Source organism: Leptolyngbya sp. FACHB-8 (genome assembly GCF_014695575.1).
In the GTDB taxonomy this organism is placed as follows: Bacteria; Cyanobacteriota; Cyanobacteriia; order Elainellales; family Elainellaceae; genus Vacuolonema.
Genome location: NZ_JACJOO010000015.1, coordinates 167,071 through 181,476, shown reverse-complemented (window position 1 = coordinate 181,476; position 14,406 = coordinate 167,071). Strand labels below are relative to the sequence as shown.

Annotated in this window: 13 protein-coding genes; 9 read left to right on the top strand and 4 right to left on the bottom strand. The window is 54.2% G+C overall.

Annotated elements, in window-relative coordinates; all coding sequences use genetic code 11:
* Window positions 1-545: 545 nt before the first annotated feature.
* Window positions 546-1,655 (top strand): DNA-processing protein DprA, encoded by a 1,110-nt coding sequence (dprA, locus tag H6F91_RS03655; protein ID WP_190774404.1) that lies wholly within the window; start codon window positions 546-548, stop codon window positions 1,653-1,655.
* 213 nt (window positions 1,656-1,868) lie between these two features.
* Here the strand turns inward: dprA and H6F91_RS03650 are convergent, their stop codons facing one another.
* Window positions 1,869-3,137 (bottom strand): hypothetical protein, encoded by a 1,269-nt coding sequence (locus tag H6F91_RS03650; RefSeq protein WP_190774405.1) that lies wholly within the window; start codon window positions 3,135-3,137, stop codon window positions 1,869-1,871.
* A 71-nt stretch (window positions 3,138-3,208) separates the two neighbouring features.
* On the opposite strand from H6F91_RS03650, the gene H6F91_RS03645 reads away from it, so the two are divergent.
* Together H6F91_RS03645 and panB are read left to right on the top strand one after the other, a co-directional pair.
* Window positions 3,209-4,387: a metallophosphoesterase gene (locus H6F91_RS03645; RefSeq protein ID WP_242035612.1), complete on the top strand. Its 1,179-nt coding sequence runs from the start codon at window positions 3,209-3,211 to the stop codon at window positions 4,385-4,387.
* Window positions 4,388-4,553: 166 nt separating this feature from the next.
* On the top strand, window positions 4,554-5,330 hold the full coding sequence (panB, locus tag H6F91_RS03640; protein WP_190774406.1) for a 3-methyl-2-oxobutanoate hydroxymethyltransferase: 777 nt from the start codon (window positions 4,554-4,556) through the stop codon (window positions 5,328-5,330).
* Window positions 5,331-5,794: 464 nt separating this feature from the next.
* Here the strand turns inward: panB and H6F91_RS03635 are convergent, their stop codons facing one another.
* Complete coding sequence (locus H6F91_RS03635) at window positions 5,795-7,045, bottom strand: TetR family transcriptional regulator (protein ID WP_190774407.1); 1,251 nt, start codon at window positions 7,043-7,045, stop codon at window positions 5,795-5,797.
* Between the two features lie 275 nt (window positions 7,046-7,320).
* Here H6F91_RS03635 and H6F91_RS03630 point away from each other — a divergent pair, with 275 nt between their 5' ends.
* Window positions 7,321-8,178: a fatty acid desaturase gene (locus tag H6F91_RS03630; protein ID WP_190774408.1), complete on the top strand. Its 858-nt coding sequence runs from the start codon at window positions 7,321-7,323 to the stop codon at window positions 8,176-8,178.
* 283 nt (window positions 8,179-8,461) lie between these two features.
* Here H6F91_RS03630 and H6F91_RS03625 read toward each other — a convergent pair whose 3' ends face one another.
* Window positions 8,462-9,388 (bottom strand): DNA adenine methylase, encoded by a 927-nt coding sequence (locus tag H6F91_RS03625; RefSeq protein ID WP_190774409.1) that lies wholly within the window; start codon window positions 9,386-9,388, stop codon window positions 8,462-8,464.
* Between the two features lie 24 nt (window positions 9,389-9,412).
* On the opposite strand from H6F91_RS03625, the gene H6F91_RS03620 reads away from it, so the two are divergent.
* From H6F91_RS03620 to H6F91_RS03605, 4 genes are all read left to right on the top strand, one after another.
* On the top strand, window positions 9,413-9,616 hold the full coding sequence (locus H6F91_RS03620) for a DUF751 family protein (RefSeq protein WP_190774410.1): 204 nt from the start codon (window positions 9,413-9,415) through the stop codon (window positions 9,614-9,616).
* Between the two features lie 93 nt (window positions 9,617-9,709).
* On the top strand, window positions 9,710-10,117 hold the full coding sequence (gene rbfA, locus H6F91_RS03615; protein WP_190774411.1) for a 30S ribosome-binding factor RbfA: 408 nt from the start codon (window positions 9,710-9,712) through the stop codon (window positions 10,115-10,117).
* A 135-nt stretch (window positions 10,118-10,252) separates the two neighbouring features.
* Window positions 10,253-10,786: a pentapeptide repeat-containing protein gene (locus tag H6F91_RS03610; protein WP_190774412.1), complete on the top strand. Its 534-nt coding sequence runs from the start codon at window positions 10,253-10,255 to the stop codon at window positions 10,784-10,786.
* A gap of 137 nt (window positions 10,787-10,923) precedes the next feature.
* Window positions 10,924-12,603 carry a glycoside hydrolase family 3 N-terminal domain-containing protein gene (locus H6F91_RS03605; protein ID WP_190774413.1) on the top strand — a complete coding sequence of 560 codons (1,680 nt, stop codon included), beginning with the start codon at window positions 10,924-10,926 and terminating at the stop codon, window positions 12,601-12,603.
* Here the strand turns inward: H6F91_RS03605 and H6F91_RS03600 are convergent.
* Window positions 12,537-13,190 (bottom strand): metalloregulator ArsR/SmtB family transcription factor, encoded by a 654-nt coding sequence (locus H6F91_RS03600; protein WP_242035611.1) that lies wholly within the window; start codon window positions 13,188-13,190, stop codon window positions 12,537-12,539. The two genes, H6F91_RS03605 and H6F91_RS03600, sit on opposite strands and share 67 nt — an antisense overlap.
* Window positions 13,191-13,727: 537 nt before the next feature.
* Here H6F91_RS03600 and H6F91_RS03595 point away from each other — a divergent pair.
* Window positions 13,728-14,405, top strand: coding sequence for an META domain-containing protein (locus tag H6F91_RS03595; protein ID WP_190774415.1), 678 nt, complete (start codon window positions 13,728-13,730; stop codon window positions 14,403-14,405).
* Window position 14,406: the final 1 nt, after the last annotated feature.

Below are 14,406 nucleotides of genomic sequence, written 5' to 3'. Positions count from 1 at the left end.
CGCTTCGCTTTAGACCCCCATTGAAGCAGGCAAAGCAAATAGCAGAGTTAGCCTATAAAGTAGACCGGGAATACTATTTAGTAGCTTCAAAGCAAATTTAGTTTTGTTCATATAAACCAAAAATGCATCAGCTCTGTGGGTGTTAACACTGTGGAGTTTTGGTGTTGCTGAATGGAGCTATGAAGCCGAATGGAAAACCGAGATTGACCATTCGGCTTCTAGTACTGCACGGCGGAAATCAACTTATGTTGGGTTGTGTGTGAGGTACTTACCCCACACACAACCCAACATAGGCAAACCTAAACCGCCAAGGACTAGGGCACGCTTTAAAGCTCCCCGGAGAGTTTGTTTTTTCGTGTGCCAAGCACACGAAAAAACAACCTTTAAAACAGCCCCTAGCTCTATTCAACAACGGGTTCTTCGCCTACTTGTGAAGGCCCATAGCCTCAGGTACTCACACCTCAGACGTGATGTATTGCAATTCCCTAATTGAGGGATAGCAGGCATTATGACCAATCAGCACGGGTGTCATCGGGGTTCAGGACGTGGTAGAGGAACAAGCATATTGGTTGGCATGGTCACAGGTGGCGGGGGCTGGGCCCAACCGCATAATTCGGCTCTATCAACATTTCGGTAGTCTAAAACTAGCCTGGGAGGCCAGTTTTAGTGGCCTCTGTGAAGTGGATGGATTAGGAGAACTGACTTCCGCAGCGTTTCAAACTGCCCGATCCCAGATTGATCCGATCGCCCTTTTTGAGCAACATACCCAGAAAAATCCACACTTCTGGACTCCTGCTGATGCCGACTATCCACGGCTGCTACTAGAAATCCCCGATCCACCTCCGATTTTGTATTACCGGGGCGAAGTGGACCGGCAGGAAAACCAGGGGCTGCGCTCGGCCATTGCGTTGGTGGGGACGCGATCGCCCACCAGCTATGGCAAACGCTGGACAGAGCGGCTCACTGAAGTTCTCGTGAAAGCGGGGTTCACGATTGTTTCAGGACTAGCCCAGGGTATCGATACCATCGCCCACCAAACTTGCCTGGAATTTGGAGGCCGCACCATCGGTGTTATGGGCACGGGCGTCAACAGGATCTATCCGTCGAGTAATCGTGATCTCGCTCGCCGTATCCTCGCGTCTGGATTGGTGCTGAGTGAATATCCGGCGGATACCCCGCCGAATCGCACCCACTTTCCGAGCCGCAATCGCATTATTGCGGGTCTCTGCCGAGCGACCCTGGTTCTAGAAGCCGGGGAGAAATCAGGAGCCCTGATTACCGCTCGCGTGGCTAACGATTATGGGCGCGATGTCTATGCCCTTCCAGGCTCGCTGGACTATCCCGAGAGCGCGGGTTGCCTCAATCTAATCAACCGAGGCGCACAGATTATCTTGAGTGAAAATCATTTGCTGGATTTGTTAGGCCAGCTTCCTCAAATGGATGAACCTGCTGCTCAACTGAGCTTACTGCCGCCGGAATTACCACCTGACCTGCAACACGTCTTTCAGGCAGTACCGCGAGAAGCATCCTCCCTCGACTGGCTGGTGGAGACGACAGGTATGGCCACCTCCAATGTACTCAGTGCCCTTGTCCAACTAGAGATTATGGGGTTGGTGACTCAAATACCGGGTATGCGCTACCAGCGGGCCTGCTAAACTTTCTCAGCTATAGGCCAGCGGTATTTACAGCGCTTTGCGCTTGAATCAGCCACAGTTGTTTTTGTGAGAGCCGCGCTCCATGCGGCTCTCACAAAAACAACCAGATTTTAGGCGCTTAAAAAGCGCTGTAAGTTGATCAAGGATCCCGCATAGCGTTGTAAGGTTGATGCCCTGTAGCCGAACGATCGCCCTCAACACACTCAAGGGGTTCTAAGGAACAAAATTTGCTTTCTCGCGGCGCAGAATCACCATGGCATCACCCACCACAGGGTTGCGGGCCAGGCGATAACCAATGCGATCGCCCAATTCCACCTTACTGAAGTCCAGGCGATTCGCTTGTTTTAGCAAATCTGCTGCCAGCTTGTCTTGCTGGGCATAAGGCAGGTCGTACCATGCATCGCTGAGGCGAATTGTTAGCGTGGTTTGGCGGAAATTGGCACGAACGCCAAGCACCAGGCCGTTGGTGTAGCGATCGCCCACCTCAGCCACCCGCTTTTCGATGGATGCCACCAGGCTTTGTTCAGGGGTTAGCACTGCTGGAGGCGAGGGTTGGGGGATGGGAGTCGCCGACGGAACTGGAGAAGGCGTTGGGGTAACCTCTGGTTCCGGTTCGACTTCGGGCTCGGGTTCAACTTCGGGTTCCGGTTCTAGCTCAGGCTCGGGTTCAACTGCGGGCTCGGTGTCAACGTCAGTCTCCGGTTCAACTTCGGGTTCTGGCTCTGGGGCTTCTGAGGTAGGCGACTCCTGCGGAGAGGGTTGGGGCACTGGATTCTCTTCAGCGGGCTGCTCGATGGTAGGTGGAGCTTCGCTAATTTGGGTTTCGGGCTGAGGGCCACGGGGAGCGAAGTTAGGCAGCACCACAAAAATAGCAATCAGAGCTCCAGCCAAAATTCCGGTCAGGGCGCGATCGGATAGGCTTTCGCTCAAACCGCGAGGCAGTATGGCTCGGATTTGCGGAATGACTCGGTTTGTCCATCCCTCCCAGGCCCCTTCGGCAACCGGTTGCCCATCGGCCGAGGCCCGCTGAAACAGACGGATGATGGGATTGGCCGATTCATCAGGCAGGGGATCTGTTTCCAGGACAACTGCCGTCCATTCCAGGCCACGACTGAGGGTTCGCAGCAGGCGCACGACCAGCCGCGTCAGGACAGACTTCTCCGCTAGTCGGGATGGTTGCTCGATGGCTGGAGAAGCGGTGGGGGAAGGTGTTGGGCGACGTCGCTGTCGCGGCTCGGGTAGGGGCGGTGGTGCTGGCTCGGGTTCAGGCTCAAGTTCCCAAATCTCTGCCCACTCATCTTCATCCTCATCCTCGCCAGCGTTGTCCGGTGGTGCATCCCCATCCGATGCGTCCATATCATCTACTGATTCGCCTGGTGGCTCTGCATCCCCACTCGGCTCCGATACAGAAGAGTCACCATCCGTATCGAGTGGTGTAGGCTCTGGTAAATCGGATTCGGGCGGTTCGGGGGGCTGGGTCATTGTATCGGTTACAATACCGCACCACCGGAAAACACGATAAGTCGGCGCTGCGGTAGAGTGATCAGGGAAGCATGCCACTTCAACCCCTCAATCTATCACTTCGCGATCGCATGAATCTGAACCGTCGGCAGTTCTTGCAACTGGGAGCGGGGGGCCTCCTGGGGAGCGCCCTGGCAATCACCGCTTCCCGCACCCTCGGCCAGCAGAATCGCTTCGCTCAAAGCCGCTCCTACGAGAACCGTACACCCCCATCTCCCTCACCCCAAACGACCCTACGGATCGCCGTCATCAGCGATCTGAACGAGGCTTATGGGGCGACACAGTACAGTGATGAGGTGAAGCAGGCGATCGCCCGCCTCCCCCAGTGGAATCCCGACCTGGTGTTATGTAGTGGGGACATGGTAGCCGGCCAGAATCGCTCCTTAAGCCGGGCTCAGATCCAGGCGATGTGGGCGGCGTTCGATCGCGACATCACCCAGCCCTTACGACAGGCCCGTCTGCCCTTTGGCTTTACCCTGGGTAATCACGATGCCTCACGGGCTACCCGTGGCACCACCTTCAGCTTTGCGGAGGAGCGCAACCTGGCGGCCGCCTACTGGAATGATCCGGCCCATGACCCTGGCCTAAATTTTGTTGATCGCTACAAATTTCCGTTCTATTACACCTTTCAACACAATCGGGTGTTTTTTCTGGTGTGGGATGCCTCTAGTGGTTCGCGTATGCCCGCTGACGATATTGCTTGGGTAGAGCGGAGCCTGGGCAGTGCGGCTGCTCAGCAAGCTGATATGCGGATTGTGATTGGGCATTTGCCGTTATATGGAGTGGCGGTGGGGCGCGATCGCCCCGGTGAAGTCCTCGACGATGCGGCTAGTCTGCACGCCCTACTGGAACGGTATAGCGTTCACACCTACATTAGCGGCCATCAGCATGCCTACTTTCCCGGCCATCTAGGAAATTTGGAAATGCTTCACACTGGAGCGATGGGTGCTGGCCCTCGACAGTTGATTGTGGGGAACCTGCCTCCCCGTAAAACCCTGACATTGGTGGATGTTAACTGGGCCAGCCAGGATACCACTTACACCACCTTTGAATTGCCAAGCCTGCGGCAGATTGACCAGGCTATGTTGCCCCGGGTCATCCCCAGTCACAATGGCAGCGTCATTCGCCGTGACCTTGACTGGGAGCAGCTAACAACGACCGAGCAGGCATCCTGTCGAGTTCACCTACCCTCATCTCTCTGCCATACCTAACGGCATGACATCCAGCTAACATCTTCGCTTATGCCACCTCATGACCCAGCGACCTCTACAATAGTTCTGCTGATCCCACCTTCACAAATAGGACAGAAACTTATCCTAGAGTAGGGATGAGGCCTTATCGTCATCTGTCCTCCCTCTACACCTGCACCTTCCCTCCATGCCCATCACCACCCATCAACTCATTCGCTTCAAAAAAGAGGGGCGGCCCATCATTGCCCTTACCGCATGGGATTATTTGATCGCGCAAACCCTTGATCAGGCAGGCGTCGATCTGTTGCTCGTAGGCGATTCCCTGGCGATGGTCGCGCTGGGTTATGAAACGACGCTACCCGTGACCCTGGATGAAATGTTGCACCATGCTCGGGCCGTACGCCGGGGTGTCAAACAAGCCCTCGTTGTCTTTGATCTACCGTTTCTGACCTATCAAGAAAGCCCGCAGCAGGCCATCCATTCTGCTGGGCGCGCGCTTAAAGAAGCCGGAGCTCAGGCGGTTAAGGTAGAAGGAGGCCATCCTGCCATGCTGGAAACAGTAGAACGGTTAGTACAGGTCGGTATTCCAGTTATGGCCCATGTAGGGCTGACACCACAATCAGTGCATCAGTTTGGCGGATTCCGTAAGCAGGGCAAAACCGCAGAAGATGCTGCGCGGATTATGCAGGAGGCGATCGCCCTCGAACAGGCAGGTGCCTTCTCCATCGTGTTAGAACACATTCCCAATGAACTTGCCGCCGAAATCACCCAGAAGCTCACTATCCCTACCATTGGGATTGGGGCTGGCCCTCACTGTGACGGGCAGGTGATGGTCACTGCCGATCTCCTCGGTCTGTCGGACTGGCAGCCGCCCTTTGCGAAGTCCTATGGGAACTTACGGGAGGCGATCGCCCAAGCCGTGGAGGCTTACAGCCAGGAAGTTCGAACTCATCAGTTCCCCTGAATCCGCAAATTTGTAGCGCTATAGCGATTCTGGCATCAAGCCCGAAAGCCGTTCGCCTGAAGCAGCGACTTTCGGACTTCAAAGCCGAGAGGTCGTGCCCGTGGGGCACGACCTCTCGGCTTTGAAGCTCACCATGAGAATTGCTGATAGCGCTACGTGTTTGGAATCACTTATGTTGTGTGTGATTTGCCTCACATACCACACACAACATAAAGGCTCTAAGTAACCTGAGTTTGGGTTAAGGGCGTTTTCGAGTGCCGCGCGTTGCGCGGCACTCGAAAACGCTCATTTTGGCGTGCGCTTTGCGCACGCCAAAATGAGTATTTCGGCTTATCCCGAACTGAGGTTAAGTATGGCTAGTTTGCTTAAACCTTCAGCGTGGTAGAGGCGAGTCCCATCCATATACAGCAGCACAGTGACTGCGTGACGGCTTCGCACCCCACACAGTCACTGCACTCGATAGATCAGACTGGATATTGCTGATCCAGATGAGCGGCCGTGTGCACGGCACGCCGTTGTTGAACACGTTGCACAAAAGGTTCCAGAACTGAGAGTTCTTTTCCTGTAAGCACCCGCAGATCTTCCAGGCTGAGGCCACGCATGAGCATGTCAACGCACCAGGTTGCCCAACACTGCTCGATCTGAGGAAGATATCCGAGGGGCGTCATTAAGCCAGTAACCCATTGATGCCACTGGCTGGTAATCGTCTCTGCCGTTGCTGCATGGCCATCTTCATCCAGGAAGAGGGCGGGAGAGCCATCAGTACGGCTTCTTAGCCATTGAGATAGTGGATTGTCAGGGTGAGAGCCATAGCGTTGCCCACAGATCCACTGGTTCAGAGGAACCTGGCGTCCGGGTTCTCGAGAGATTTGGAGCCAGTAGTGGCGTTCATCACTGTAGACGTGCGATCGCTCTAACCCCGCCACCTCTGCCGCACTCAATCCGGCACCCAGGAGCACATAGGCCAGAGCATAATCCTGCCCCCCCTGTTCCATTGCCCGAGCCAAGACTTGATGCACCAGACTGGTGGGCAGATCGATATAGCGAGACGATGCCGACAAAGTCGTCGGTCCTGACTCAAGGGTTAGAGACAGCTCATAGAGTGGATCCGCTGGAACCAGCGCTCCATACAGAAACAGCTGCACCAAACCATCCACAAAATTCTCGCGATCTTGCCAGACTTCGTGAAACTCGCTGCTAAATTCCAGCACCGCATAGCCCAGCAACAGGCTATTCAGCAGGCTGGCTAATTTTTCCGGAGGCATCCGGATCGCCAGCCCTTCGCGGGTCAGAACATTGGTCAGATACTGAGCCGTGTAACGATTCGCCTGAGCTACCCCTTGCCCCAGAGCCCGGCGGTTCTCGATGGAGTAATGACCCGATTCGCCAATGAGCGATCGCACAAACTCCTGAAGTTGCGCCAGGGCTTGCAAATGCACGTTGGCATAGCTTTTAATAGCCTGGGGAATATTACTGATTTGTCGTGTTTGTTGCCCCAGGGCCATGCCAAGTTGTGCTAGCACCTGCGGGTCTTCCATCATGGCGAGCAACAAGCCATGCTTACTGCCGAAATGGCGGAACAGCGTGACCTCGTTGACCTCTGCCGCGTCTGCAATTTGTCGCGTCGTTGTCTCTGCAATCCCCTGGGCAATGAAAAGTTGAGTTGCCGCCTGGATTAGCCGCTGACGCGTGGGAGTTCTTCGGTGAGGAGGCATACCAGAAATGCAAGTGAGACTTGCAACAAAAATCAAAGGACTGTTATGCTCAAGGTGTAAGTAACACTTGCATCACCTCTACTGTAGCGAGCTTTTTTGGGGAAGGCAGAAGAAAAACGTTCCTTAGGCGTCCCGCTCAAGGCGTTTTGAAGAGTTTTAAACTCCTTTGATGATTGTAGTTTTCAGACAAGCCGTTCTGCTCGACGCGGGGCCAATGTCTGTTTGCTCAGCAGAGGCATCCGGTCATGCAAGTTTTTTAGAGGAAAGTTTTTTCTATGTCTTTGAGTTCTGTTGAGCCTAAGCAGAAAGGTGAGGAAAAGCTCGCCATTAGCTGGTGGCATGTTGGCTTTTTTGGTGCCTATCATGCCCTGGCCCTACTGGCTCTCTTTTTCTTTTCCTGGTCTGCGTTGGGTGTCGCTATCTTTGGTCACTGGCTGACCGGTAGCATTGGCATCTGCCTAGCCTACCATCGGATGCTGACCCACCGTAGTTTCCAGGTTCCCAAATGGCTGGAGTATGTTCTCGCAACTGTTGGTGCTATGGCGCTTCAAGGCGGCCCCATCTTCTGGGTTGCCAGCCATCGTCAACACCATGCATTCACCGAGCACGTTGATAAAGACCCCTACTCTTCCACCCGTGGTTTCTGGTGGAGCCACATTCTGTGGATGGTTTATCCCCGCGCTGATTACTTTGAGCGCGACCTATATGTCCGCTATGCACCTGATTTGGCCCGCGATCCCTACTACCAGTGGTTAGATCGCTACTGCATCGCCCTGCAATTGCCCCTGGCTGTTGTGCTTTACTTCATTGGCGGTTGGTCCTTTGTACTCTGGGGCATTTTCGTCAGAACCCTGATGCTGTGGCACTCCACCTGGTTCATCAATTCTGCTACCCACATGTGGGGTTACCGCAACTTCGAGTCTGAAGATAACTCCCGCAACCTTTGGTGGGCCGCCATCCTGGCCTATGGCGAAGGCTGGCACAACAACCATCATACCTACCCCAACATGGCACCTGCTGGTCTCCGTTGGTGGGAATTTGACCCAACCTGGTTGGTAATTCGCGGTCTGCAAATTGTAGGTCTGGCGAAGAAGGTTGTGATGCCGCCACCTCAGGCGATCGCAAAGCTTTAATCATTCTCATTGAGTCATTGGCTCACATAGGCGCGAGGGTTCACACTGTGTTTCCCTCGCGTTTTTTAGGGCTTCATTGGGTGCATCCCCTTTTGGAGGTGAAGCGGGATCAAAAGCCTAGGGGCTGGTGTTTCTAGAAACACCAGCCCCTAGGCTTTTGGGCTTCCAATGATTTGCTTAAGGAACGCTATTAATAGAAAATTTTGAAGCGTTAGCCACCATCCATTTGAATGCTAGATTTCAAGATCTTTTAAGGTAGCGACCTAAAAAAATCCCCTGTTGATCAATACGACGTCACAAGCACTTCGGTAATCTTTCCACGTCGTTGAGTATTCGAATTAATCGCTCGAATGGCAGAGATTGTGTAAATCTTGAAACCATCGTATAGATCGCGTACAAACGGACAATCAGAGTTGGAAAGCATGACCAGCACCCCCCGCTCAGCCAGTTGCACAAAAACATCCCTCAGACGGATATGGTCTGCTTCTGAGAAACTATAGCGGTTGTAGCCCGTGAACTTGCTCGTTGCACTGATTGGGTAGTACGGCGGGTCAAAGTACACAAAATCTCGTGGCCCCATTGCCTTGTCTAGCACGGCATCAAAGGGTTGCTCGGCAAGGTAAGCAGATCTCAACTGCATCGATGCCACTCGCAACAGTTCGGGATGGCAAATTCTGGGATTCTTATAGCTACCCATCGGCACATTGAATTGTCCCCGACGGTTTTCCCGGTAGAGGCCATTAAAGCAGGTGCGATTCAGGTAGATAAATCGCGCAGCTCGTTCAGCGGGGCTACCTTCGGCTTGCGATCGCACAGCATAATAATGTTCTTTGTCATGCTTCGTCTCATGCTTCCGCAGCAAGGTAATCACCCGCTCTACCTGAGTCCGGATGCATTGGTACACATTCACCAACTCGGGGTTGATGTCCATCAAGTACGCGCGGGGGGGCTGGAGGTGAAAGTAGATGGCACCACCGCCCAAAAACGGCTCGTAATAGGTGTCATACAGACTGGGATCGGGTAGATACGGCTGATATTGGGAAATCAATTGCCCCTTTCCACCGGCCCACTTAAGGAAGGGACGCGGTGTAATGTCAGCTAGAACCGGGGCAAGGGCAAGGCTATGCAAAGCGTAATCTCGTACAATACCTAAGGGAACGGTGAACAATAAATAGCTTGTACTAAGGCCTGTACTAACGCCCGTAGTCATTAAGAATACGTCAGACTTTGCTTTATGGAAGACTTTTTTCAGAACGTTTCGCGCTATCCCCAGTATTTAATCAGTTTTAGCCTGGGGGTTCTCTATACCTTTGCCCAGCCTCTGATCCCGCTGTTCAAGAAACCGTCTACGGCGATCGCCACCAGCATCTTGCTCCTGGCGGGTTTTGCCTTCATTGCCTTCACCCTGCGCGCTATGCTGGGATTTAGTGGCGTCTAATTAGGACGAATTTGTTAAGGCTGCTAATCATCACCGTTTCAGCAGCCTTAACCTGCAACACCAACGGGTATCTGGTTACCCCGGAGATAAATTATGGCTACAGATCGGCGGGTTGCCCGTGTCTCGGAATTAATTAAGCGTGAAGTCAGTCAGATGCTTTTGAGTGGCATCAAAGACGATCGCGTGCAGGTCGGAATGGTCAGCGTGACTGACGTGGACGTGTCGGGTGACCTGCAACACGCCAAAATTTTTGTCAGCATCTACGGCACCGATGAAGCTCGTGCCGAAACAATGGCCGGGCTGAAGTCGGCCACGGGCTATGTTCGTAGCAACCTGGGGCGTCTGCGCCTGCGCCGCACCCCTGAGGTGGTGTTTTTAGAAGATCGTTCTATTGAGCGCGGCACCCGTGTTTTGTCACTCATCAACCAGCTCAATGCCAATCGTCCTGCTGAACCCATTCCACATTCTGAAGGCATTGAGGATGACGAGGACGAGGAGTAGTTTTGGTCTGACAACGCAGATCGGTGTTGCCTGGAGCTCGACTATCCATTAATCAACAGCTGAATGGCGAGTCTCATGTGAGGGGTGTATCTGCATAGCTGTCTGTAGCCAGCGATCGCCTGAAGGAATGACACCATGAAATACGTTGCACCCTTGTTGATCGTCCTGGCAGGGTTTGGCCTCGCCTCGCCTGCGATCGCCCAAATCGGCATTGGTATCGGCGTTTGGGGCGGAGACGATGACGGCTTCGATATCTTCAATACCCCTCGCCGCCAACTGATTGAAACCGGGCAATGTCCTCGTTGCCACCTCCGACACGTACAGTTACCTGAAGCCAATCTGCCCTACGCTGACCTGACTGCAGCTCGGCTGCAAGAGGCCAACTTGAGTGGCTCTAATCTGCGAAACGCGAGTTTTCGCCAGGCTCGCATGGAAAATATCAACCTGGAGAATGCTGACTTGCAGGGAGCCAGCTTCCGCAATGCAGATTTAGAGGATGCCAACCTGCAAGGGGCTAATATGCGATCGGTTTATCTGGCTGGCGCGAACCTTGCCGGAGCCAATCTCAGTGGAGCTGACTTGAGTCTGGTGAACCTGGAGACAGCATCTTTCTGCCAAACCACTATGCCTGATGATTCCATTCGTAATGACGATTGCGAGTCTGAATAGATTGAGGCAGTGCTTTAGGCTGACAACTTTCATCGGAGTAGTGGGCGAAGTACACTACTCCGATGAAAGTTGTCAGCCCTGATTTGATCGTTTGATGGCATGATGGGCTGTGGATCCTACTCGACCCAGGTGCCCGTATGGTACTGCTGCCTCCCGTTGATTCCTTAACCCTGGCCGAACAGGTAGCCCAGATGGTCGTCGTGCGAGCCTCTGGACATCTGTTTGATCATCAAATTCAATATCCAGCCTGGGAACCCCCTCTGGCGACCCTTCAGCATTGGATTAAGGATTTGGGAGTGGGCGGTGTCATTTTTCTGGGTGGCAGTGTAGCAGAACTGGCTTTACGAACTCAGCAATTACAGGATTGGGCAGCCGTTCCTCTGCTTATGGCGGCTGATGTGGAAGAAGGCGTCGGCCAACGGTTCTCAGGTGCGACCTGGTTCCCGCCACCCATGGCTTTGGGTGCGATCGCCCACACCAACCTTCCACTAGCCCAACAGTACGCAGCAGACATGGGAGCGGCGATCGCCCGCGAATCCCTCGCTGTGGGCTTAAACTGGGTGCTAGCTCCTGTCGTAGATGTCAACAACAATCCCAAAAATCCTGTCATCAATGTACGGGCCTTGGGTGAGAATCCAGAGGTTGTTGGAGCCCTCGCCAAAGCCTTCATCCAGGGTGCGCAGCCCTACCCCGTATTAACCTGCGCCAAGCATTTCCCCGGTCATGGTGATACGGCGACCGACTCCCATTTAGAGTTGCCGCTGATTCCTCATGGGCGCGATCGCCTCAACCGCCTGGAATGGCCTCCTTTTCGAGATGCGATCGCAGCACACGTAGACTCAGTGATGAGCGCACACTTGCTGCTGCCCACACTGGACGAGCATTACCCCGCCACCCTATCCCCCCGCATCCTGACGGGAGAATTGCGTCAGGGCATGGGGTTCGAGGGGCTGATTGTAACCGACGCCCTGGTAATGGGGGCCATTACCAACCGCTATGGTGCCAACGAAGCCCCGGTTCTCGCGGTGGAAGCGGGAGTCGATATTTTGCTGATGCCTGTTGACCCTGAAGGGGCCATTAACGCCGTTATCGAGGCGGTGGAATGTGGCCGCATTACGCCAGAGCGTATTCGCGAATCGGTTGAGCGCATCTGGCAGGCCAAGCACAAGATCGCTCAGACGCGAGTCAGTGGAGATGCAGGGCATGCATGGGAGAACCTGGCTCCTCCGGGGCTGGAAGCACAGGCCCTGACGGAGCAACTGTATCAACCCGAGGCGATCGCCACTGCCCAAAACATTTTGCACGCCTCGATGCAGGTTCACCAACCTCAATCAAGCTTCCAGATGGCTCCGGGCAGCCGTAACTTAATCGTGATGGACGATGCCCTGCGAGGTGACGGGCTGACGCACCAGAGCCCGGCGATCGCGCTGCCCCGGCAGTGGGGTTGTAGCTTGCAGATTTGCGATCGCTACAATGCCAACTCGCCCGGTAGCGACCATCCACCCACCCTTCTCCAACTCTTCATCCGTGGTAATCCATTTCGCGGCAGCGCAGGGCTCAGCGAGACGGCACAGACGTGGCTGGAGGCGTTACTCCAGGCGGAGCGACTCGAAGGCTTGATGATTTACGGCAGTCCCTACATCCTGCACGCATTTCGCGCTCGATTACCAGAATCGGTGCCCTACGTGTTTACCTTTGGGCAAACGGACGTAGCTCAGGCGATCGCCCTACAAGCCCTCACTGGGGACGCTCAGACCGATGCTTCATCCTGGGGAGTAACCGTAGAGGGGCAACTGGGGCGCTTCTCCACCCGGTAGGCACAACGGCGATCGCCCTGCAAAATATGCTCGACTCGTTCGACGGTAACCTCTGGCCCCAACAAGGTCTGGAATACCTCCAGTTCAGCGTGGCATAGGCTCTGGCAGCTTTGAGCAGCGACGCAGATAGGGCAGTGGTTTTCTATAAGCAGCAGGCTATCTTCGGTTTCGGGTAAGACTTCAGCCATGTAGCCTTCTTGGTGGCGGAAGCGGGCGATCGCCTCTGCTGTGGCTTTCCAGTCTTTCCCTACGCCAGATTCTGCCAACTGTTGCCGGTAGTTCTGCACCTGGCGTTCTTGGCGCTCAGCAATAATTCGGCTCACCCCTTCCTCACCAAACACTCGTTCGGTGCTGCGCAGTAAATCTAGCACCAGGTCACTATGGCTATCGGGAAACCGGCTCCGCGAATGATCCGTCAGGTGCCAAAGTTTGACTGGGCGACCCATGGGCCTGCGGTCTTCCCGGTAGCTCACCCAGGCCTCCGCCTTCAGCGATTGCAGGTGTTGCCGAATCGCCATCGGCGAGACTCCCAACTCTTCGGCTAAATCCGCAGCGGTCTGCGCTCCTCGCAGTTTTAAGAGCGTCATGATCTGGTCACGGACAGTCGGCCTGGACATTACTAAGGGGTAGAGCGTTTCCGAAAGGGTGATGTTTCCAGTCTAATCGTTCCCTCTAGTGGTCTGTCACCCTCAACGTTGTGTTTATGTGTGGTGAAGCATACGTTGTCTGTTCCACTCCACGGGAGCGACCCAGTCGTTAGATCTATAGCAATGTGCTAGTGCACTAAGTAACCTCAGTTCGGGATAAGCTGAAGTGCTCATTTTGGCGTGCGCTTCGCGCACGCCAAAATGAGCGTTTTCAAGTGCCGCGCGTTGCGCGGCACTTGAAAACGCCCTTAACCCGAACTCAGGTTAAGTACAGCAACGGTGGTGTGGGGCACTTCGTACTCCACACCACCGTACTTAATCGACGTACACAGCGCTATATAGGACTGACGCAGTCCTGATCAATTTATGAAACCGGACAAGGTAGCTCATAAGCCCTCTATATGATTGAGCTTAGCCATCAGAAATAAGCTGTAGAACAAACGATTAACCGTATTGAGGCATGAGCTGGAGAAAGCGATGACAAACAAATGGATGGTAGGACTACTCGGAATTGGTATGGGATTGGGCACCTTGGGGCCTGCCATTAGTGCCGTCCCTAAGGGATTCACGATCTCCCTTTCACCTTTCTATAACTGCTTCACCCGTGAAGTTTGGAGCCCCGAAAAGCAAGCCTGGTGTCAGCAGAATTCCCCTGTTTCAAACCCTGTAGCGACTGAGATGGAACCTGTGTTAGTTGCCGCTGATCCTGCTTTAGCAGATGAGTTACTAAATACAGAATGGTTGCTGGAAGACTTGAACGGGACAGGGGTAATCGATCGAGTTCAGACAACCCTTCGGTTTGAGGGGGATGGCGATCGCATCAACGGTTCTGGTGGTTGCAACCGCTACTTCTCTAACATTCTGTTCAATAGCGAGAACGCAACGGCAACCCGTCAAACTGTCGCGATAGGTGCCGTGGGTGCTACCGAGATGGCCTGCCCTCCAGCGGTCATGGATCAGGAAAGTCGTTTCCTCCAATCACTACAAACAGCCCAGCGAATTGAGTTGGATGGCCCTTACCTCTATGTCTACAGTGAAGACCAAGAGCAGCCCATGCGCTTTACTCAGACCAACGAACTCGTTGATCCAATGCCGATAAGCACCCCTGAACCCGTGCCGATGGATACGGTTGGGCCAATTCCAGGGTTGTGGTAGG

Bases quoted from the DNA above. Each gene is read 5' to 3' on its own strand.
- H6F91_RS03650 (WP_190774405.1), bottom strand. From the start codon at position 3,137: ATGACCCAGCCCCCCGAACCGCCCGAATCCGATTTACCAGAGCCTACA.
- H6F91_RS03645 (WP_242035612.1), top strand. From the start codon at position 3,209: ATGCCACTTCAACCCCTCAATCTATCACTTCGCGATCGCATGAATCTG.
- panB (WP_190774406.1), top strand. From the start codon at position 4,554: ATGCCCATCACCACCCATCAACTCATTCGCTTCAAAAAAGAGGGGCGG.
- H6F91_RS03635 (WP_190774407.1), bottom strand. From the start codon at position 7,045: ATGCCTCCTCACCGAAGAACTCCCACGCGTCAGCGGCTAATCCAGGCG.
- H6F91_RS03630 (WP_190774408.1), top strand. From the start codon at position 7,321: ATGTCTTTGAGTTCTGTTGAGCCTAAGCAGAAAGGTGAGGAAAAGCTC.
- H6F91_RS03625 (WP_190774409.1), bottom strand. From the start codon at position 9,388: ATGACTACGGGCGTTAGTACAGGCCTTAGTACAAGCTATTTATTGTTC.
- H6F91_RS03620 (WP_190774410.1), top strand. From the start codon at position 9,413: ATGGAAGACTTTTTTCAGAACGTTTCGCGCTATCCCCAGTATTTAATC.
- rbfA (WP_190774411.1), top strand. From the start codon at position 9,710: ATGGCTACAGATCGGCGGGTTGCCCGTGTCTCGGAATTAATTAAGCGT.
- H6F91_RS03610 (WP_190774412.1), top strand. From the start codon at position 10,253: ATGAAATACGTTGCACCCTTGTTGATCGTCCTGGCAGGGTTTGGCCTC.
- H6F91_RS03605 (WP_190774413.1), top strand. From the start codon at position 10,924: ATGGTACTGCTGCCTCCCGTTGATTCCTTAACCCTGGCCGAACAGGTA.
- H6F91_RS03600 (WP_242035611.1), bottom strand. From the start codon at position 13,190: ATGACGCTCTTAAAACTGCGAGGAGCGCAGACCGCTGCGGATTTAGCC.
- H6F91_RS03595 (WP_190774415.1), top strand. From the start codon at position 13,728: ATGACAAACAAATGGATGGTAGGACTACTCGGAATTGGTATGGGATTG.